The 20,878-nt window shown below is 33.9% G+C and carries 15 protein-coding genes and 1 pseudogene; all 16 read right to left on the reverse strand.

Going from position 1 to position 20,878, the window contains the following annotated elements:
• Window positions 1–633 (reverse strand): acetyltransferase, encoded by a 633-nt coding sequence (locus tag JFL43_RS20245; protein ID WP_200750423.1) that lies wholly within the window; start codon window positions 631–633, stop codon window positions 1–3.
• Window positions 633–1,244, reverse strand: coding sequence for a sugar transferase (locus JFL43_RS20250; RefSeq protein ID WP_200750424.1), 612 nt, complete (start codon window positions 1,242–1,244; stop codon window positions 633–635). Before JFL43_RS20250 ends, JFL43_RS20245 begins: the two co-directional genes overlap by 1 nt.
• The gene (galE, locus tag JFL43_RS20255; RefSeq protein WP_200750425.1) at window positions 1,241–2,254 is read right to left on the reverse strand and encodes a UDP-glucose 4-epimerase GalE; all 1,014 of its coding nucleotides are present in this window, start codon (window positions 2,252–2,254) and stop codon (window positions 1,241–1,243) included. Before galE ends, JFL43_RS20250 begins: the two co-directional genes overlap by 4 nt.
• Before the next feature lie 9 nt (window positions 2,255–2,263).
• Window positions 2,264–3,382 (reverse strand): glycosyltransferase family 4 protein, encoded by a 1,119-nt coding sequence (locus JFL43_RS20260; RefSeq protein WP_200750426.1) that lies wholly within the window; start codon window positions 3,380–3,382, stop codon window positions 2,264–2,266.
• Window positions 3,383–3,740: 358 nt separating this feature from the next.
• Window positions 3,741–4,739, reverse strand: a pseudogene (locus JFL43_RS22850) (IS110 family transposase); the annotation flags it as partial.
• Window positions 4,740–4,868: 129 nt separating this feature from the next.
• On the reverse strand, window positions 4,869–5,951 hold the full coding sequence (locus tag JFL43_RS20270; protein WP_267907829.1) for a glycosyltransferase: 1,083 nt from the start codon (window positions 5,949–5,951) through the stop codon (window positions 4,869–4,871).
• Between the two features lie 2 nt (window positions 5,952–5,953).
• Window positions 5,954–6,865 (reverse strand): glycosyltransferase family 2 protein, encoded by a 912-nt coding sequence (locus JFL43_RS20275; RefSeq protein WP_200750428.1) that lies wholly within the window; start codon window positions 6,863–6,865, stop codon window positions 5,954–5,956.
• A 33-nt stretch (window positions 6,866–6,898) separates the two neighbouring features.
• On the reverse strand, window positions 6,899–8,107 hold the full coding sequence (locus JFL43_RS20280; protein ID WP_200750429.1) for an O-antigen ligase family protein: 1,209 nt from the start codon (window positions 8,105–8,107) through the stop codon (window positions 6,899–6,901).
• Between the two features lie 17 nt (window positions 8,108–8,124).
• A complete protein-coding gene (locus tag JFL43_RS20285; RefSeq protein WP_200750430.1) occupies window positions 8,125–9,474 on the reverse strand; it encodes a lipopolysaccharide biosynthesis protein in 1,350 nt (449 codons plus the stop codon).
• A 63-nt stretch (window positions 9,475–9,537) separates the two neighbouring features.
• Entirely contained in the window at window positions 9,538–11,349 is a 1,812-nt protein-coding gene (locus tag JFL43_RS20290; RefSeq protein WP_200750431.1) for a polysaccharide biosynthesis protein, read from the reverse strand.
• A 23-nt stretch (window positions 11,350–11,372) separates the two neighbouring features.
• Window positions 11,373–12,308, reverse strand: a complete 936-nt coding sequence (locus JFL43_RS20295; RefSeq protein WP_200750432.1) for a Wzz/FepE/Etk N-terminal domain-containing protein — start codon at window positions 12,306–12,308, stop codon at window positions 11,373–11,375.
• On the reverse strand, window positions 12,292–13,836 hold the full coding sequence (locus JFL43_RS20300; protein ID WP_200750433.1) for an O-antigen ligase family protein: 1,545 nt from the start codon (window positions 13,834–13,836) through the stop codon (window positions 12,292–12,294). The genes JFL43_RS20295 and JFL43_RS20300 overlap by 17 nt, the downstream gene beginning before the upstream one ends.
• Before the next feature lie 15 nt (window positions 13,837–13,851).
• Window positions 13,852–14,343: a tetratricopeptide repeat protein gene (locus tag JFL43_RS20305; protein ID WP_200750434.1), complete on the reverse strand. Its 492-nt coding sequence runs from the start codon at window positions 14,341–14,343 to the stop codon at window positions 13,852–13,854.
• A 961-nt stretch (window positions 14,344–15,304) separates the two neighbouring features.
• Window positions 15,305–18,613, reverse strand: coding sequence for a toxin-antitoxin system YwqK family antitoxin (locus tag JFL43_RS20310; RefSeq protein WP_200750435.1), 3,309 nt, complete (start codon window positions 18,611–18,613; stop codon window positions 15,305–15,307).
• Between the two features lie 583 nt (window positions 18,614–19,196).
• Window positions 19,197–20,006 (reverse strand): pre-peptidase C-terminal domain-containing protein, encoded by an 810-nt coding sequence (locus JFL43_RS20315; protein ID WP_200750436.1) that lies wholly within the window; start codon window positions 20,004–20,006, stop codon window positions 19,197–19,199.
• Window positions 20,007–20,202: 196 nt separating this feature from the next.
• Window positions 20,203–20,532 carry a hypothetical protein gene (locus JFL43_RS20320; RefSeq protein ID WP_200750437.1) on the reverse strand — a complete coding sequence of 110 codons (330 nt, stop codon included), beginning with the start codon at window positions 20,530–20,532 and terminating at the stop codon, window positions 20,203–20,205.
• Window positions 20,533–20,878: the final 346 nt, after the last annotated feature.

The following is a 20,878-nucleotide window of genomic DNA, read 5'->3' on the forward strand; positions in this document are numbered from 1 at the left end:
TTATAGCCCTTCTCTCTTAATAACTTTTGCTGGGATACCCACTGCTGTAACATTTGAATTGATTTCGGAAATAATAACCGAGCCCGCGCCTATTATCGACCAATCACCTACTTTTTGCATAGGTATAACGGTTGCCGTAGCACCTAAATGTGAACCTTTGCCAAAGCAAACTCCACCTGTTAACGTACTATTTGGTGAAATATGTGCAAAGTCCCCTACTATACAATCATGTTCTATCACTGAATTTGTATTAATAATACAGTGCCTGCCAATAATCGCATCGACATTCACAACAGCGCCTGGCATAATAACTGTTCCAGAAGCAAGAGTTGCTAATGGACTTACAATCGCATGTTGATGAATAATCGTAGCAAATGTATCTGCTGATAAGTTTAGGCGTTCAACAATCTTTTGACGTATGCGATTACTACCAATTCCTACAATAACCTTACATTGTGTTTGTTGTAGCAAAGTATGCAGGTGTTCAATTGGACCTTTTATAAGCCCCTCATCCTCAAACACTACATTGTACTTATCGTCCAGTTTAGCAATAATTTCATGCTCCGGATTAGAGTGAATGCAATCAGCTATAACCTTTGCATGACCACTATCCCCTATAATAACTATCAACATTATGTATCACTACCTTTAGCATTTGAAGTACCCATAAATTTTTGCATTGTTGCCTGTCCCTGTTGATTGATACCTTCAGACACAAACACCTTTTTTACTGTCAATAATAAAATTTTAAAATCTAACCATATTGTATGATGATCTATATACCACAAATCATGCTCAAACCTCAGCTCCCAAGAAATTGCGTTACGCCCATTTACCTGAGCCCATCCAGTAATGCCTGGTCGAACTTCATGTCGGCGTGCTTGTCTTTCACTATATAGCGGCAAATATTCAACGAGTAAAGGACGAGGACCTACAAAGCTCATGTCGCCCTTTAGCACATTCCAAAGCTGAGGCAATTCATCTAAACTAAACATACGTAACAATTGGCCGAACTTCGTTAAACGAACTGAATCTGGAAGCAACTCACCATGTTTATCGCGCTCATTTGTCATCGTGCGGAATTTGTAAACACAAAAGACCTTTCCATTAAGACCTGGTCTTGCTTGTTTAAATAATGCAGGTGAACTTAATTTGAGACGTACAAGTAACCATACGGCTATCATGATTGGGCTCAAAATCAAAATCATCGTTAAACTTACTAAAAAATCTAATATTCTTTTCATTTTACAAGATATCCTTTTGCCTTATTTGCCCACGTCCAAGAATCACGACACATATCTTCCAATGTCCGTTCGGCTGACCATCCTAACAATGCTTTCGCCTTTTCTACATCAGCAATGCTGGTCATTATATCTCCTTTACGTCTAGGTCCTATTGTGTAAGGTACATCAATATAATTTATTCTTTCAAACTCTTTAATTAACTCTAACACTGAATAGCCACTTCCTGTACCCAGGTTGAACGCTTCACAACCATTATGATTTTGAATATACTTTAAAGCCTGGATATGTCCCTCTGCTAGATCCATCACATGGATAAAGTCACGGATACAAGTGCCATCCTTTGTATTATAATCGCCACCAAATATTTGTAACGTCTCAATTTCTCCAGAAGCAACCTTCAACACATATGGCAATAAATTATTCGGTATGCCATATGGACTTTCACCTAAAAGACCGCTATAATGTGCGCCGATTGGGTTAAAATAGCGCATTAAAGCTATTGACCACTTATCATCCGTAGCAAAAATATCTCTTAAAATCTCTTCTAACATCAGTTTGGTTCTACCATATGGGTTCGGGGCTGACAATGATAATTCTTCAGTAAGCGGTGGTGTATGACTGTCACCATATACTGTAGCAGAGGAACTGAAGACGAGTTTTTTCACATTTGCCTCTTCCATTACTTCTAGTAAATTTAGAGTACTAATTAGATTATTTTCATAATACATAAGTGGTTTCTTTACAGACTCTCCGACTGATTTAAAACCAGCAAAGTGAATAACTGAGGTAATATCGTACTTGTAAAAAACTTGTTGTAATACCTCTTTGTCCAATAAATCAATTTGTTCGAATGGTATTTTTGTGTGAACGACGTCCTCTATTCTTTCCAAAGTAATAGCCAATGACTTCGAAAGGTTATCGACAATGACACAATCCATTCCTTGCGTTACTAGCTCTACAACCGTATGACTACCAATATAGCCAGTCCCCCCCGTTATCAATACCGTCATGCCTTCCACCTACTTTTCCAATAGTTTTTCGTAAATTGCTATGTACTCAGGTAGTACATTTTCCAACAAAAATGGTTTTACTTTTTTCTTCGTATCCTGCCCCATCTGTTTACATAAAGAAGTAGATTTTAGTAAACTTGTGAACGCCTTCACAAGTTGTTTATGATTATGAGAATCTATCACGAAACCGTTCTCACCATTATGTATCAAATCTCTCAGTCCTCTTGTATTCGTGACGACACATGGAAGTCCTTCCGCCATTGCTTCCATAATGCTTTTTGGCAAACCTTCTCGGAATGAGAGAAGTGTAACAATATCAGAGACTGACAATAACCTAGGGACATCTCGACGGAATCCTAAAAATTGCACATCCTTTAACTGCTCATTTTTCACATGGTCCTTAAGGTCCTGCTCCAATTCACCGGTTCCAATAATTAATAACACTGCATTGGGACAAGCCTTTTTAATTTCCTTCCAATTTTGAAAAAGGAACATATGATTTTTGTTATGATTCAGCTCGGCTACGTAAGTTATAACAATCGCATCCGCTGATAATCCTAATTCCTCTTTGAAGGTAGATTTCTGTTCTTTTGTTTCACATTTCCTAGCAATCTCAACACCTACACCATGGACGCAAGAGATTCGATCAGATGGCAAGCCTAACTTCTGCGCATTTTGGTAATCTTCATCATTAATTGTAATTAAATGACTCGTCCACCGAGCTGCCAGCTTTTCGGCTGTATAGTAAATAAGCCAGTTTTGCTTCGGAGCTCCTTCGAAGAAGTGAAAACCATGCGCTGTATATACGATATTACCTTTACCTACCTTACGATATGCTACACGTGTTAACAAGGCGGCAATAGGTGTATGTACATGAACTAAATCAAATGAATTTTCTTTAAATAATTTTTTTAGTTGGATAAAAGCCTCTATATTTTGTGTCCTTAAAGGACTACGAGAAAACGAAATATCAATGCATTTCACTCTATCTTTTTCTAGTATTGTACGACCTTCTTCACCTGATCCAGCAGCCCATACTTCATAACCCTTTGATTGGAAATAAGATATGTAAGGTCTATGGAAAGCAACTAAATGACGATAGACAGTTGCCACAAAAATTACTCTCATTAATTATACATCCTCCCTCTATAAATATTGATATATCAACGGTTTGACCCGTTTTTAGGGTGTCAAAGATATTTTTCTACCCATTTATAAACATTGTTTTCAGTAATTCAAATACTTGTAATTTTAAGGATACGCTTCGCTGAAACCAATGTTATTTATTGGCTTTTTAATGCAATATGTAAGGCACCTTGGATCTCTGCGTAACTTATGATGACGTACCCTCCCATGTCTCTTAGCGTCAGTCGCACTTACCTTCGTTCGGTCTATTCATAAGGCAGAGGCTAGCGAAGCTCCTTTAGGGACTCGTGGTCGAATGGAAAAAATAATGCGAGCTTCTTCAGTGGCATCCTATTGGTGGTTTGGAGATGCGTTTCTGGCCTTTATGTTGGCCAGAAGAGTTTTTCACGTAATGTCAATCCCGCTAGTTAAATTAATTAGCGCGGATGATCATATTGTGAAAAGCTACCAATTTAAGAGAAGAGATCTACAATTGTGACATCTCCTAGACCAGGAACAGAGTACAAGATTTCATACTCGGAGCTCGTTTGAATCAGATCTGTTAATTGTGTAGAGAGTTTTTCGATTTCTAGTGTTAATTAGTGATAATGACGAAGGAGTGTGGCGATTTCAAAGCGGGCCATCTGTATCCCTTCTGTCATCCCAATTGATGTAGAAGCGACTTCTACTAACTGTTTATCCTTCGGTAGCTGTGGTGATTTCATATCATCTACCGACGGTAAAGAAATAGTAGCTCCTCAGGTGATTTGCCGATAATATCTTGTGAAAATGGATTACGCTCAAGTACTGCGAGAGCCATTTTGCCGAATTCCGGAAAGACTTGTGTAAACTCCAACCATTGAATCAGGAGGTTTTTAACAGTACCCAGTTCCTCTGTTAGTTGCGTTCGAAGTGCAGAGCCAGTGCGTAACTCGGCTTCCACACCTTCTAAAATACTTGGATAAATTAAATCGGCCATCTTTGACGAGTGCATCTTTGCGGTCGTTTTTCGTTGGTAGATTATCATTTAGCTCTTTAGAACGTTTCACATGCATTGGATTTCTCATGGCGAGCGGAATCCCGTGATTACTAAAGAAATACGCGAGGTTAAGCCAATAATGACCAGTCAGTTCAATACCCACGATGACTTCTGTCTTTTTCAAATCACACATGACTTGGCAAATACATTGATAAAGCTTGTCAAAGTCTTCTTGTGATTGTGTGACTGGGCATGATTTTTGAAGTTCACGCCCGCGATCATTGACAAAGCACGCATAGTGTGTAAGCTTAGCGATTCCATTCCGACGACAAGTGTTTTTTCAGTGACTTGATTAATTTTTTCATTCGTTTTAGAATACATAATGGAGTCCTCCTTGGTTACTAAGTTAGGGGTCAATTCGTGTTGACACCCCGTATCATACCAAGAGGGCTCTTTTTATTTCAAGACCTCGAAAATCCTTCTAACAGAAATGCTCCTTTGTACTCTTTATTATTTTAAATTCTCTTTATACAATTGAATATACTTTGCAACAGTGTGCTCTATTGTAAATTTTTTGATTTTTTTAGAGTAATCTTTATTATAAATACCTCGTGAAATTATTCGCTGTATTTTCTGAGCTAATACTTTTTCATTCCCAGCCTCAAATACTTCTCCACCTACTTCTTGAACAACTTCTCTTAATCCGGGAATATCAGAAGCAAGGACAGGTAATCCAGAAGCCATCGCCTCTACAGTAACAAGCCCAAACCCTTCATATTTAGAAGAGAGGACGAAAACATCTACTGACTTCATAATATTAGGGACATCTGATCGACTACCTAAAAAGTGAATATTTTGTTCACTGTATTTCTTTGCATAAGCTTTTACTGAAGCAAAGTATTCGCCTTCTCCAACAAAAAGTATATGATAATGACTTGGTAGTAATTCACTTGCCCTGATTAACGTTTCTGGATCTTTTTGTTCGCGCATTGCAGCAACCATTAGAATAATCTTATCATTATCCTGAATATCACTTATTATTAAATTCCTATCTATAGGGGTAGCCTCTTCATATTGTTTAAAATCGATACCATTTTCTATAACAATAATCTTACTATAGGTTTCTGGTAGATATCGAGATAAGTTATCCTTAGTTGCGGTTGATATTGCAATAATTTGGTCATATTGCTTGTACATCCATCGATCCAATAAAAATAATACCTTCATGTCACGCCTTTTATTACTTGTGCTATGCTCAGTTGTAATAAGAGGTATTTTACGAAAACATAATTTTGATGCTATAGAAGTGAATAACTGCGGAGCAAATAGATGAGTGTGTATGATATTATATTCTTTATTTTTTATGATACTTTTTATAAATACTATATTTTTGAAACTATAAATCTTTTCACTTGAACTATAATGAATTTTCACATTTAGCTTTGCTAATTTATCGCCAAAAAAATTATTTTTTTTAGTTAATACAACCACTTCACAATTTATTTCTCGCTGTTGCATTTCTCTTATTATGTCTACTAACATTTTTTCGGCTCCACCGCTAGATAATGTTGAGATAATATGAAGAATTCTCATATTTAAACACTTTCCTTCTCATTATTTTTTCTATATAAATTAAATAATTTTATTAAGACCTTGTTTGGAATAAAAAACAATGTTATCAATGCAATATACTTTTTAGATATTCGAAGTATCTCTCCTAAATAATAAAGGGCTTTTTTCTTTTGAGTAGATAATAATAGATATGTAATTGCTCCAACATACTTTTTCACTAAAAACTTTTCATTATTTGACGCTAAAATTTCTTTACTAAACTTCGTAATTATATCAATTTGATACTCTGCAAATAAATTAGCATGTTCTACTTGTCTATTTGTATTTGTTAATCGTTCAGGTGAATCCCCCATCACTTGGACAATGCTATTATTAATAATCGGAAATCCAAAATCGATAGCAATTTGATACCATAATAATGACTCTGAGCCTATTTTAGTTGTCGGAAATAAATAATACCCATCAAAAAGATCTTTACGTATCAAATGAATTACATCTCCTATGATAAAATCACTTATCATTTCTGAAAAAGAGTATACATGATAATATTTTTTATACTTTACAATAGTATTTGAACTTAAAAAGTTAAATACAGGGTATTTTAAATCCTTGTTATTTAATAAAAAATTATTAATAGCGATAAATGATTCGTTTACAAAAATATCGTCATCGTCCATTATCACCACGTATTTATTAATGGCTTCTTTAATACCTCTATTACGTGCAGCTCCAGGGCCTTCATTTCTATTTTGATAAAAATATTTAACATTTGAGTACTCCATCATTATTTCATCTTGATAGGAAGGTTTAGAATGATCATCTACAACAATAATTTCGTAATTACTGTAATTCTGGTTTAATATAGAAGCTAGGCATCTCTTTAGCATTTTTGGTCTATTGTATGTCGTTATCACAATGCTTAATGAATTCTCCATAATACCTCCTAATTTTCTTCCTACAGGTTACAACTAAACAATAGGTTTTCTATAAAAGTGATAATACGCTGCTAACGGAATTATTAATATTATCCATTCAGATAATTCAGTGCTATAAGGGTGAAAAAATCCATTTAATCCAACATAGCATAACATTAAAATGGAGCTACAAATAATAACACAATCCATAGTACTGCCTTCTATTTGAATCCTTTTCATTATATTCGGAATAGAAAATAGCCATATAAAATAGATAGAGACTATACCTAATAAACCCAGAATCCCGTAATCTCCCCATATTTGCAAATACGTATTATGTACAACCATGCTACTATTATCTGCATAAACCCCAACAGTAGTAAATGAACCAGTCCCTATGAAAGGATTAGCCGATATTTTTTCAAGTGCAGATAAAAGCATCATATACCTAGCTGGATCTATCATATCTAAACCATTAGCTAAAGAGCCGGCATTTATTAACTTTAAAGCACTGCTTCCTATTCGTGAATTCACCATAAATGGTAACATTATCATTAAAGTAATTACAAATACAAAACAACCTACAAAAGGAATTACTACAGATTTTATCTTATTTTTTTTATTTACAAGAAAATAGAAAATAGGAATACAGAATGTGGTTATAAATATCAGCAACATTCCTGTTCTAGATCCATCCATATAAACTATAAAAATACTAAGAATTAGAAGTATAGAAGAACGGATTTTATTACTAATTTTCAAATAAAGCATAGCAGTTATATTCAAGTAAAATCCACAAGCACCTATTTTAACTAATGATCCTGGAAATGCTAATAATGTTCCCCAACGACCATCACTAGTTAAAATTTGAGCTAATGGATAAATCCCTAAAGATCCTACTATTAATAATAGTGAATTGACAATTACTGCTAAATTAAAGATATTGAAAATGTCTTTCCAATTCAATGTATTATAATGTACAAAATAATACAGTGTTATAAATATAGTAATAAATTTTATTATTTGAACTATTGTTTCATAGCTTGGTATATTTATTAGACTCAGAAAACAGCCTAGTAAGAATACAGTAAAGATTATTCCTAGAAAAGGGCTAAAAATTAACCCTTTTTTAAAAAAATCCTTTAACATGAATGGTGCTATTAAAATAATCCATGCTACCCAATGTATATAAGGAAACAAAGTCACCTTTAAATCAGCAAATAATGCTAAAAGAATAAATAATAATATAAATGCTTTTCTCATCTAAACTCCTCTCTAAATTACATTAGAATCAAAACCCCTATTATCAATACAACAAAAACATTTAGTAACAGGCTTAAAATGAATTTACTTCTCTTAATTTCCTTTATAGCTAGTATATCCATAACAAAACTATATATTAATTGACTGACTACCCACGATATACCAATTGCAGTAAGTCCATAAGTTTCTATCGTCATATGAAATGTAATATATATTAGTACTAGTGCAAGAAGGCTTGTAACAATAACCTGTCTTAGTTTAGAATCTGCTTGTAAAAATTCATAACTTAAATTTGTATGTGCATTTAAGCATGCTCCGTATAGCAATAAAAAAAATAAATCCATATTTTTAATGAGCAGTACGTTAGGTAAGTTCGGTAATATATAGAAAACTGATAAGAAAAAGAAGTTATATAGTATCCAACTCAGGTTATTAATAACCATTAATTTAGGTAGTAATAAGTCTTTTCCTTGTTCCTTTGTCAATAATGAGGAAAATCTTGGGAATATCACTAGACCTAAACTATTCGAAAAAAACCAAATTTTTGTTGCTAAATCAAATGTTGACTTATATATACCTAGCTCTTCAATAGAAAAATTTTTATTAACCAAATATGTTCCTATTGAAATTATTGTTATCTGTGTTAATTGTGCTGCTGATAAAAAAATGGACTGGCTAATTATCTTTTTAAACTCACCTTTTTTATATAAAGGTTTCCATGACTTACCTGGTAACTTTTCTAAATACTTTCTAGCATAATATATGTCGACTATTCTTCTTAAAAGCATTACTAAAATAACAAATATTACTGATTTAATAAATATTACAGCTAGTATTAGGCTTAAATTCTTAGACAATCCAGAAAAAAGGTTGAACTTGGATATTTTATAGAAATTCTCTTTTCCTGTAGTATAAGTTACTTGAATAGTAGTCGGGATTGATAATAAATAATCTATAGCAGCTAGTATAACCATAACCCCTACTAGATTATGATTATCCGTAGGAAAAATAAAATTCGGCACTACATATACAAGTATCGGAGTAATTCCCATTAAAATGAACGTTATTCTAATGTAAATACTAACAGCCGTACGCACATTCTTTTCCTGTTCTTGTTCAATATTTGTTTGCGCTATAGTCCGCGTGAAATATTTTGCAACACCCATCTCAATAAAATAAATATACGAAGATAAAATTATGAAAATAGAATATATTCCATATCCCTCAGCACCTAATGATTTTAGTGCTATTGGTATAAAGGCAATTCCCGCAAATCCGTTGATTAAATTAACACTATAAACATATAGTAAATTCTTCTTTATACTACTCATTTCATTATTATCCTTCTGAATTTTTACAGTCTCCATTATTTAAATGCACATGTCGCGGATTGAAGACTAAATTTCTTATATTCCCTATTCAACTCTATATTAGTTAACTAATACCTTCTTCTTATTCGCGACATCTATTAGAATCTTACTAATCTCAGCTTCTGATAATGAAGGGACTTTGCCCAAAATGTTGTACAGTTCTTTTTTTGAGATAGGTGTTGCTTTCCCCATATAAATTTTTGGATATACTTTATCCTTTTGGACTTCGTTTTCACTTAATAATTCCTCATACAACTTCTCACCTGGTCTCATACCTGTATATTCGATTTTTATCTCATTTTCTGTATAGCCAGATAACTTTATAAGATTTCGGGCAAGGTCTACTATTTTCACCGGTTCCCCCATATCCAATACAAATACTTCCCCCTCATTGGCAAGCGTTCCAGCTTGAATAACTAATCTCGATGCTTCTGGAATCGTCATAAAGTACCGTGTCATCCGTTCATCTGTTACAGTAACTGGACCAACTTTAGCAATTTGCTTTTTGAATAACGGAATAACTGAGCCACGTGAGCCAAGTACATTACCAAAGCGTACTGCTGCGAATTTCGTGTTGCTTTCTTTCGCTAAATTTTGTACAATCATTTCTGCAAAACGCTTTGTTGCCCCCATGACATTCGGAGGATTAACCGCTTTATCTGTAGAAATCATGACAAAGTATTCTACTCCAAAGGCATGTGCAGCCTCTGCAATATTCTTTGTTCCGTAAATATTATTTTTCACGGCCTCCATTGGATTTGCTTCCATTAAAGGTACATGTTTATGTGCTGCTGCATGATAAATAACATCTGGCTGATACTGAGAAACAACATCGAAAATACGCTCACGATCTTGAACATCAGCAATCGTGGGTATTATTTCGATTTTTCCTTTATAGCTATTCATAAGCTCCATATGAATGTTATAAATAGAATTTTCACCATGGCCTAATAAAACAAGTTTCTTTGGATTAAAATTACACACTTGTCGACAAATTTCAGAGCCAATAGATCCACCAGCACCTGTAATTAAAATTGTTTTATCTGACAGTTTACTAGCAATCGCGGCCATATCTAACTTCACAGGTTCACGACCAAGTAAGTCTTCAATATTAACATCGCGCATATCTGCAACAGATACTTTTCCTGTCATGATATCTTCAATTTTCGGCATAATTTTTACGTTTACTTTCGTTTGACTACAGCGTTCGTAAATATCACGTATTCCTTGCTTGTTTAATGAAGGAATTGCAATAATAATTTGCTCGATGTCATATTTATGCACAAGCTTTTCTATGTCTGTACTTTTACCTAATATCGTCACTCCATTTACTTTTAAGTTCTGCTTATAAAAATCATCATCAACGAAACCTATTGGACATAACTCAGGATTCGTCGCATGGGTCATACTTCGTGCTAACATTGTTCCAGCCTGCCCCGCTCCAACAATTAAAACTTTCTGTAAGTTCATAGGCTGCTGAAAGGATTCTTTGTCATGCATGAGACGCAGCAAAAAACGCGATCCTCCAATCATGATAATATGGAGCATCCACGTCACAGCCATCACACGGAAATAAATATCTTTATTGATGACATACTGTATCAAACTCGCCGTTCCAACTGAAATCGTTACTGCATAACAGATGATTAGCAATTCTCGTACAGATGCTACACTCCACATACGATCATATAAATGAAAAAAGTAAGCTGCTATATGATGACTAATCAGCAAAGTAATTGCACTTAATACTATCATTGTGTTGGAATAAACATTCAAGGTAGGATGCAATAAGAAATAACTCATAAATATAGCAGAAAGGACAATTACAGAGTCTACAATAAAAAATGTGATATAGCGTAGTTGATAGCTCATATGTGTAACCCTCTTTCTACAAATTATTCTGCTGTACTTGAATTTCTCCAATATTCTCTAACGAAGATAAAACCGATACTTATCATTAAACCTAAAATTGCAGCAATTGCGATATTTAAGATTTTATTTGGTGAGTTCGGACTTTCTGGAAAAGAGGGCTCTACGATTACTCGGACATAAGGATCTATCCTGAAACTATATAAACTCGATTTAACTGACTGATAATTAGCTAATATATTTTGATATTCTGTTGTTTTGGCCTCAATTTGTTTTTGGAGTTGCATTAACTGATTATGTAATTTTCCATCTACTTTAGATAACACTTCAATTTGTTTATCTGTTATATCCACTACTACTTGGTTCCCTATCAGTGTTTGTAACACTAGTATTTCAGGTAGTTTATTATTAATGATTAGTCGGTTATATTGAGCAATCAATAATTCAATTGATTCTGAAATATCCTTTGTTTGAGATGAGTACGTTTTTTCTAACTCTTCAAGTGATACCTTTACGGAATTTCCCATAGCAACCTTAGTACCTTCAATTAATAATTCCAATTGATCATGTGCCTTTTGAGGAGATTTAGCCTGATATGTTAAATCAATAAGATTCGTATTCACTTGATTGGTAGCTGAAATATTAGAAATAATAAAGGAATCTTTTAACTTTTCCTTTTCAAAAATTTTTTCCCCTAACGTAGTACTAGTAATACGCTGCGTGAAAATTGATGGTGTAAATTCAACTGAGACATACTTTTGCTCAGGACTACCATCCCCATTATTCCCCATATCCACATCACTTACTATTTGTATAGTTGCTTTAGATTCATACTTCTCTGGTAGAACAAACCAACTTACTATACTAGCAAGAATTATCATCGCAATTGTTATACTTGCAATCAGCCATTTCCCTTTTATGATTGTCTCGATTAACTGTCGTAATTCAATTGTTTCTTCCATTGGTGCTCTCCTTTTTTGAATCTATATTTAATGCAAATGCCACCATAATACCGGAAATAGCCCACAATGTAGCTGATGTCCCTGGTAAAGAGTCATTAAATAATGCTTGTATGAAATATGCAATAACCCCTACCGCCAAAATTGTATGGGATGAACTATATTCTTTGTATACTTGCTTTAGTGATAAGAAAATTATTATACCTACTAAGCAGATAAATCCAATAAAGCCTACAATGCCTGTACCATATAAAATACCTACATATAAGCTGTGTGGTTTATCTACAATTGTTGTTTCAGAAATCATATTAGCTCTAGCATCTAAGCTATAATGTGGGAAGTAATACATTATCGTATCAAGACCATATCCAAAGACAGGCCTTTCCATTACCATATCAATTGCCTTACTCCAGATATATGCCCGACCAGAAGCTGCAGCTGTCCCAGACTGTGGTAAAATCGGTAATTCAAACTTAGAGTTAGCTGCATAAACCTTCGCTTCAAATGGGGCTAGATTTATAGCAGTTACTTCTTCGATATATGGATTTTTCTTAACGATAAAGCCAAATGATTCTGTCCAAACTCTTTCGTTATGACTCGATAAAATATGAAACAAAGGAACACTCAGCACTAAAAATACAGATAATGCAATAATTGCTTGCTTCGTGTGATTTCCTTTGATGGTTAGCCAGATTAGAATTGGTGAAATAACCACTACCGTTAAGAAACCACTTGTTGAAAGAGACATGAACATAATCCCAATACATATGGAGGCAACAACAGCATTGATTACACTTCTCGCTTTATGTGAATCTATAATTGCCCAAGCTAAATACATAACAGTCATTATTGCGAACATACCACTCATATAGTTCATTTGATTCAATGTTCCTAGAATAGTGGCACCCTCATTAATACTAAATCCCTCCGGTAAAAATAGTATCATCATTCTCTTGAATGCCCCGTATTGTAGCGCATCATGGCCATAAAAGTACATCGTTATTAAAACTGTATTCAACAATACAAATGGATAGAGTGCTGCCATCATATATTCAATAGCTTTTTTAGGGTATTCAATATTTAATGCTACAAAAAATAAAATCAAATAACATATGTATGTTATAGCCCCATCAGATCGATTATATTGTCCCCAAAGCGCAATGGATGCGCTTGGTGAGAAGATAGTTGAAAGAATTATACCGACTACGAAAATACCTATACAGACATTAACTTTTGTTTTGCGAATAGAACCATCAAAAAATAAAATCTTAATTAGCATTAATACTACCGCTAAAGCTGAAATACACATGAGCAAAATCGCCTTATAATGCGTGTAAAAATCTGATTTCTTACCTGAAGTAAGCGCAATAATATCTGTTATTTTAGGACCTATGACTTCCGATTTTGCTCCACCTATAAGTAGTGGTATAACTGCAATAGCTGCTAATAATAAAATAAATAACCAACGATTTATGCTAGCTCTTGATTGTTGATTTTCCTTTTCATCAATTGTTATTTCCCTACTATACATTTAGTTCATCCCTTCTTAACTTGAGGCAATAATATCTTGCAATTTCTGAACATATTCCTTATAGGTAGGATATTCTACTGGAATTGGAAGAGTTGCACATTGATCTAACATTATTTTAGCTTCCTGAAATTTCTGTCCAAAGATAAGTATTTCTGCATATTGGAGCATAAACATCGGATCTTCTACCATATAAGGGTTGATATCTAATGTTGTTTGCATGTCCACTATCGCACTCCCTACTTTTCCTTGTTTGGAAGCAATTAAAGCCGAGTATTGGTGCACTTGAGCCGAACCATTTTGTTTCTGCTTTAATTTCTGTGAAATAGCAAACGCTTTCTCATAATCCTGACTATTATAAAAGTTAATCATATCCGTGTAATTCTGTTGCTGAACACTAAATTCTTTATCTTGTTTTCTCCCTATAAAACTACTCACCATTAAACCAATTAAAATAAAAGTAACGAATCCATATAAAGCATACTTCCTAGATTGTTCGGTTAATTTCATCTAACCACGCCCTTTAGTATTTAATACACAAGTACTATTATACTATAAAATTTTATAAATTAAGAGGATTATAGGAAAAAAAGTAACTACATCCCTTTACACATATTACCTATAATGTTATAAACTATTTCTTTTCCTCTTTACAAATTTCCATCGCTCAATCCCCCTCTATCATTACTTCTTAAAACCAATTCAATAAGTCAAAAAGATTCATGCCTCCTACACTCAAAATATTGCAGAGCTCGATAGATTGTTTATTGTGCTTACAGCGTCCAGTTTAAAATACCTAAAGAAATAAATCGTATAGATATTGCTACTATTCAAAAAGGTTGCCCCGACGTTAATGGTTGAAAATCATATCTTCAATCACAAAAGAGTCTCTTGATTAATGAATGCAATGAATTTACAATCTAAAATTCACGAAGTGAAATCTAATCCTACAGAAACAGTAAGAGCTGTGGGCTATATCCAAACTTTCCCGAATATCCTTTTGCCTAATAAAAAATAGGCTACGGATATCACAGAGTTTATGTATACAACCTATAATTTTAAATTTCAGCAATGATGGATTTATATCACGGAGAAATTATTTCTTTTGAAATAAGCAATAGTCCCAATCAAGAATTAATGCAGGGGTTAGAAAACTTAAGAATGTTATGATTCATACAGATTAAGGAAATATTCATCATATTTTTCGATACATTCAATTATCAGAGTTTATATATTGTTATTGAAACCTTTTCTCAAACTTAAAAAGTATTCCCTTGCATTTTTCAAGTGTGATCATTGAAGTAAGTGTTACGATATTTACCACGATTTACTACAATAAAAAACGTAGACAGAAAAGGCTCGGTTACTTATCACCATTTGCCTTTCTGACTACGTATTTTAAATAAACTTAATGCACACTTAGTTTAGTGCCTATTTTTGTGGGGCTTAACCACAAGCACCAAATGATTAATTATTTTACTCCATCAACAACGGCTTGAATCTCAATTATTGTTAATGCTCCTTTTACTGCTCTTTCTGCTGCTACTGCTGCTTTTACAGATGTAAAATTGTAGACAGTTACATTTTTAACTCCCGCTTTAGCATAATCAGTATAAACTTCGGTTCCGGCATTGATTGCAGCTAATGAAATAGTAGCCACAACTTTATCAACTTCACCTTGAATTTGTGTACTTGTTAGAGAACCAAAACCTGGAGCAGTTGTAACCGCTGTATTTACAGCTGTTAAGTTTGTTGCCGTTACATCTTTGATTCCCGCATCTTTATAATTTGCAACTGTTGCATCAGGCGTACTTACTGATTGAGCATTAATTGCTGCTAAACCTTCATCAACAACGACTTTACTAACAATTTTTTGAATATCTGCTTTTGTTAGCTTACCGAAATCTTTAGCAGTAGTAACCGCTGTATTTACAGCTGTTAAGTTTGCTGCTACTACATCTGTGATTCCTGCATCTTTATAATTTGCAACTGTTGCATCAGGAGAACTTACTGATTGAGTATTAATTGCTGCTAGTGCTACTTTTGCTGTTGCTTCATTTTGTTGTTTATCACTTTCTTCATTGGCTACAACTGAAGCTACTGCTGCTTTTAATAAAATATATTGTGTTTTTGTATTAGTATTTAGTTCTGCCACTACTTTGTTGCTTAATGCTTCGTAAGCATCCACAAATGCTTTAGATTTTACATATCGAACATCAGTTGTATCTTTTAATGCACTTACAACTGATGGAGTATATGCAATTGCTGTTGCATGTGTATTTACAAATGCTGTTGCAGCTGCTTTTGCATCAACTGAATTTTCTTTTGCTTTTTCACTTGCAATTGTTTTACCAATAAATGACGCTGATTTGTCACTAGAATGATAAATTGTTGTAGCTACATTTGTTTTACCTGCATCACTTAGAGTTTCATAAGTATCGAAACCTTTAAGAGCTGCTTTCACTTCAGTAATATTTGATGCTTTTTTAACTGCTTCGACAATGCTTTCAGATACAACAATTGTATCTAGATCTGAAGCTTTTACAAATTCTACTGAAGCATCTTTGTTAGGCAATGATTTTTGTGAAGTTGAAGCATTTACAGTAACTGTACCTTGAAGTGAAGAAACTACCTTGATAGATGCTACACCGTTAGTAGATTTCACTGTGAATGAACCTGGTTTACCAGCAGAAACAGATTTACCATCTACAGTAATATCTCCAAAGTGTGCTTGTACTTGGAATGTAACTTCATATACGCCGTTATCAGCATAGTACGGGAATCCATTTTGATCTACAGATTGATAAGTAAATGTAGCAGGAGTACCTATTTCAACTTTTTCTTTATTTGGTGCTAGTTTTGCATTCTCAACAACAGCATTTACGAAGTAAACTTGTTCACTTACAGCGAATTCATCCTCTTTATCGAATGAGCCAACTGTTTTACCATTATCAAGATATACCGTTGGAGTAGCGTATCCATCAAGTTCACCAGTTAATTTAAATGTTACTTGACCATCTTTTTCAACTGTTACTAGATGTCTGCCACCTTCAACAGCAACTGAACCATTAATATATACTTTTTTATCTTTGCTTAAGCTTCCTTCAGCAAATGTTACATAAGCTTTAGTACCATTTGGAGCTAGCTTACCATCTTTATCTGCAACTGTTACAGTGTATTCACGACCACCGTCACCTTTTGCTGTTTTAGAAGCTGCACGTGATTCTCCAATTGCTTTTACTGAAACACCTACAGTGCTGTGTTTTTCAAATGTGATAGATGCTGCTTCAGCTTGAAGTTCTGTAGAACTTAATTTGTTATCGCCTGACCATTGAGCTTCAACGCCTTCATAGTCTTTTTTGTATGAACCATCAGCGAATACAACTGGTGTTACAGTTGCGTTAGTACCTTTTAATGTGAAAGTACCTTCACCTTTAGAATCAAGTTTAACTTTAGCGAATCCAACACCGCCTGTAGTTACTTGATATGGATAAGCACTGTTAGATTTAACATCTAGAACTTCAACGTCACGGACTAATTTATCTGGATTCACACCAACATTTTCTTTGAAAGTTACGTTTACATAACCACCAGCATTTTCAAGTGATGAAATTTTGTAAACTTTTTTAGATCCGTTAGCTAATTTAGAACCTACAGTTACATCAGCAACTGTTAAACGAAGAGCATTACCCCAGTAAACTTTAGCAGCAGTAGCTTTTACTGATGCATTACCAGTTGGGTAAGCTTCAACAGTATCATCTGTACCAGCTGCATATTGAGTGTAAGAGTAAGAAGCTACACCGTTTGCATCAGTGAATACTTCAGCAGTAATTCTCTTACCGAAGTTACCAACAGAAGTATCAGCAGAGTTAGTAATGTTGAACGTAACAGCGATACCAGCTTTAGACTGTCCCGCTGGAACATCAACTTGAGTTTTAACAGTTACTTGTTTACCAATTACACCTTGTAATGAAGGTGTTTGGTTAGTGATCGCAGTTGCTTGTACATTAGAAACACCTTTAAATGTACGTGATTTAACGCCATCAAGAGCTACAGTGTAAGTTTTATCGCCTACTTGAGCAGAAGTCGTTAATACGATAACTTTATCGTCAGATTGTTTAACTGCAGCGTTAGTAATTTCTAAGCCTTCGATTACGAAACGTCCAGCTGAGATATCGCTAGCTTTTTGAGCTGAAGCGAATGTTACTTCAACAGTTGTGTTGTTAATAGCCTTAGCAGCGTCAACAACAGTTACAACTACTACACCGTCTTTGTATAGTTTTTCTACGCCTTTGTAAGTAAGGATCCCGTTAGCAAGTTTACCTTTAATGTAGTACTTGCCAGAGTTTTTACCAAGACCTGTTAATAATTTACCATCTTGGTACCATTTTTTAGCTGATCCAGTACCGTAGAAGCCATCGCCTTTTTTACCGTTTTTGTAGTAAACGTTTTTGTAAAGGCCAGTTCCTTTTTTACCTGATTTGTAGTAAGTACCTTTGTAAAGAGCAGTAGCTTTTTTACCAGTTTTGTAATAAGTGTTTTTGTAAACACCGCTGAATTTTTTACCGTCTTTATACAATACTGATTTATAAGTTTTGTAGCCTTTAACTACTTTACCAGTTTTTGCAGTTACTAATTTACCTTTTGATACTTTTACTGTTGCTGCTTTAGCAGATGCTGTATCAGTTGCACCCGTTACTGCGAATGATCCTGTTAATACTGCTGCACCGATTGCTAGTGATGCGACAGGTTTTACGAATTTTAAATTGAATTTACCCATTTAAAAAAATCCTCCCTTATTGGATATGATTAGCATTTTGCTGTTTTTGTTTTCTTCAGCTAATCATGCTTAGCCTAATTATCGTTCATTAGAGAGAGAATTTCCACCCTTATTTATGTAAATGATTTGTATAAACATATGACTTTAACACTATTATATTAAAAATATCAAAAAAATTACCAAATCAAAGGAAATTAAACATTTTTTTATAACTTTTATGTGATTAATACAATTATATTCACAAAGATAGTAATATATTACTATCTTAAGTGATATATATACGCGCAAGGAAGATTAATAGCTACTTTTTGTAACATAAGAAATATAAATGAACGGACACTGCTCCACTCACTTTCTTCCTTAACGATCTCATTGAACTTATCTAACTTGGGTTTCTTCCTATTATATAGCATTCTTTTCAGTCATTTTCTCTTCACTGTAAACGCCTTCATTAAATGATTATAGGATTATATGTATTCCATTTATGCGTAATGTCTTCATATCCATTACAAATATTACAGCCTGTGTGCACTATGTTACAGACTGTAATATTTTCATTGTTAGAGAAATGATACTATTTCTACTAATATCCATCCACTTTAATCGTATATGGTACTGATAACTTTGCTAAAGAGGCACCACTTGATACGTTTATATAGTACGTTCCCTTTTCTATTGTTACTTTTCCTGTATGTGTTAATGAATTGTTGGATGTTATCATTTTCAGATTATTGATCTTTTGATTTTTGCTATTGTGTAGGCTGATTGTAAATGGTGCTTTTAGTTGTTTTTTTACTGTGATTTGGATGTTTGTCTTCTTTGGCGCTGTAATTTTGTAATAATCCTTCATATCAAATAGCTTAATGTCGGCCTTATATGCTTGGCCTAGTTTGATTGGTGTTGCTGTTTTGATCGTATTATTGTTTTCTTTTTCATAGTTTGATGCTGCTTTGAAAGATACTTTGAACTTAACATTCTTCACAGCCCCTTCTGTGGAGGCTAATACATAGTACGTTCCCTTTTTTACGCCGACTGTATCTGTCATTGCTGGTTTGTAATACTCCGTATCCTTTGAACTGAACGCGTAGCTAATAAATGGTGAGTCCTGATTTGGTTTTATTTCTCCAGTATTTTTCACGCTGCTCAGTAGGAATAGTGAGAATTCCTTGTTTTTCGGGGATTCTAATTGAAGTGTGACTACACCGTCTTTCGGTATTTTCACTTTATACATCGCGTCCCCTTCCTTTTTGCTGTCGATTCGTAATGTTTTTGATAGCATTTTGTTTAACGGGATTGTTTCGAACTCCTCTGCAGCATGGCCTAATTCGCTATTAAAACCTAAGCATATTGTCACCATCACTATAAGTGTAAGTATGTACTTCATCATCTTCATTTCCTTCATCTCCTATCTAATGTCTTACTATTTTATTATACAATTAACCCACACATTAGCCAATATTACCCACAAAATAAAACCTTCGCTTTAGATTGCGAAGGCTTTTTGTTTTTTTAAATTAGTCTATGTTAAATTTCAATGTTGTTTTTCAGTAAATAAAAATAGAGTTAGTTCTACGTTAGTAGAATCTACTCTATTTCTCTTGTAGTATTCCGTTTGGATAAACATATTCGTATCCGTTTTCCACATAAGATTCTAATATCACTTCATCATTCTTGTTTTTATAGTAATAATAAGTTTTATCATCTTCTTTTAGCTTAACACTCACCATCCAGTTTCTTTCATTAGGTAGATTGGCGATAAAACCTAATGCGTTCAATATCATATCTTCTGGAATATTTTCTTCTGTTATTAAATAATTTAATACGGCACTCTCAACAGTGTTCATTTTGAATTTGAATACACCAAAAACACCTATTGCAATAATTGACAGAACTATTATAAAAATCCCTGCTTTTTTCACCTTCTATTCCCTCCCTTTGACGATTTAACTCCTTTTTTTCCATAATTCAGCCTTATATGTTACTTGTATTAAAATGCCCTTTCAATAACTATAAGATTTAATTTTGAGTTTTCTCGAATAATATCGACCACTTTCATTTAAATCGCCTCCGAATGGATATTCTTATACCTATAACGGAATATACGCCCGTGATTTTCAAATATCAACAGCCTTAATTGTAGTTTAGAAATAAAGTCGTATCGTTTATAAAAAAGATGTACCATTTAAAATAAAGTTATACCTTTTGTAAAAAAGTTGCACCGTTAATCCCCCCTTTTAACGGGGGCTTTAGTGCAACAAAGGGTTT

Source organism: Viridibacillus soli (assembly GCF_016612995.1).
Taxonomy (GTDB): Bacteria; Bacillota; Bacilli; order Bacillales_A; family Planococcaceae; genus Viridibacillus; species Viridibacillus soli.

What these genes read in the sequence shown, in the direction of transcription:
- JFL43_RS20295 (WP_200750432.1), bottom strand. Translation starts at nt 12,308, where the DNA reads ATGGAAGAAACAATTGAATTACGACAGTTAATCGAGACAATCATAAAA.
- JFL43_RS20275 (WP_200750428.1), bottom strand. Translation starts at nt 6,865, where the DNA reads ATGGAGAATTCATTAAGCATTGTGATAACGACATACAATAGACCAAAA.
- JFL43_RS20315 (WP_200750436.1), bottom strand. Translation starts at nt 20,006, where the DNA reads ATGAAGATGATGAAGTACATACTTACACTTATAGTGATGGTGACAATA.
- JFL43_RS20310 (WP_200750435.1), bottom strand. Translation starts at nt 18,613, where the DNA reads ATGGGTAAATTCAATTTAAAATTCGTAAAACCTGTCGCATCACTAGCA.
- JFL43_RS20285 (WP_200750430.1), bottom strand. Translation starts at nt 9,474, where the DNA reads ATGGAGACTGTAAAAATTCAGAAGGATAATAATGAAATGAGTAGTATA.
- JFL43_RS20300 (WP_200750433.1), bottom strand. Translation starts at nt 13,836, where the DNA reads ATGTATAGTAGGGAAATAACAATTGATGAAAAGGAAAATCAACAATCA.
- JFL43_RS20245 (WP_200750423.1), bottom strand. Translation starts at nt 633, where the DNA reads ATGTTGATAGTTATTATAGGGGATAGTGGTCATGCAAAGGTTATAGCT.
- JFL43_RS20260 (WP_200750426.1), bottom strand. Translation starts at nt 3,382, where the DNA reads ATGAGAGTAATTTTTGTGGCAACTGTCTATCGTCATTTAGTTGCTTTC.
- JFL43_RS20305 (WP_200750434.1), bottom strand. Translation starts at nt 14,343, where the DNA reads ATGAAATTAACCGAACAATCTAGGAAGTATGCTTTATATGGATTCGTT.
- galE (WP_200750425.1), bottom strand. Translation starts at nt 2,254, where the DNA reads ATGACGGTATTGATAACGGGGGGGACTGGCTATATTGGTAGTCATACG.
- JFL43_RS20280 (WP_200750429.1), bottom strand. Translation starts at nt 8,107, where the DNA reads ATGAGAAAAGCATTTATATTATTATTTATTCTTTTAGCATTATTTGCT.
- JFL43_RS20270 (WP_267907829.1), bottom strand. Translation starts at nt 5,951, where the DNA reads ATGAGAATTCTTCATATTATCTCAACATTATCTAGCGGTGGAGCCGAA.
- JFL43_RS20290 (WP_200750431.1), bottom strand. Translation starts at nt 11,349, where the DNA reads ATGAGCTATCAACTACGCTATATCACATTTTTTATTGTAGACTCTGTA.
- JFL43_RS20250 (WP_200750424.1), bottom strand. Translation starts at nt 1,244, where the DNA reads ATGAAAAGAATATTAGATTTTTTAGTAAGTTTAACGATGATTTTGATT.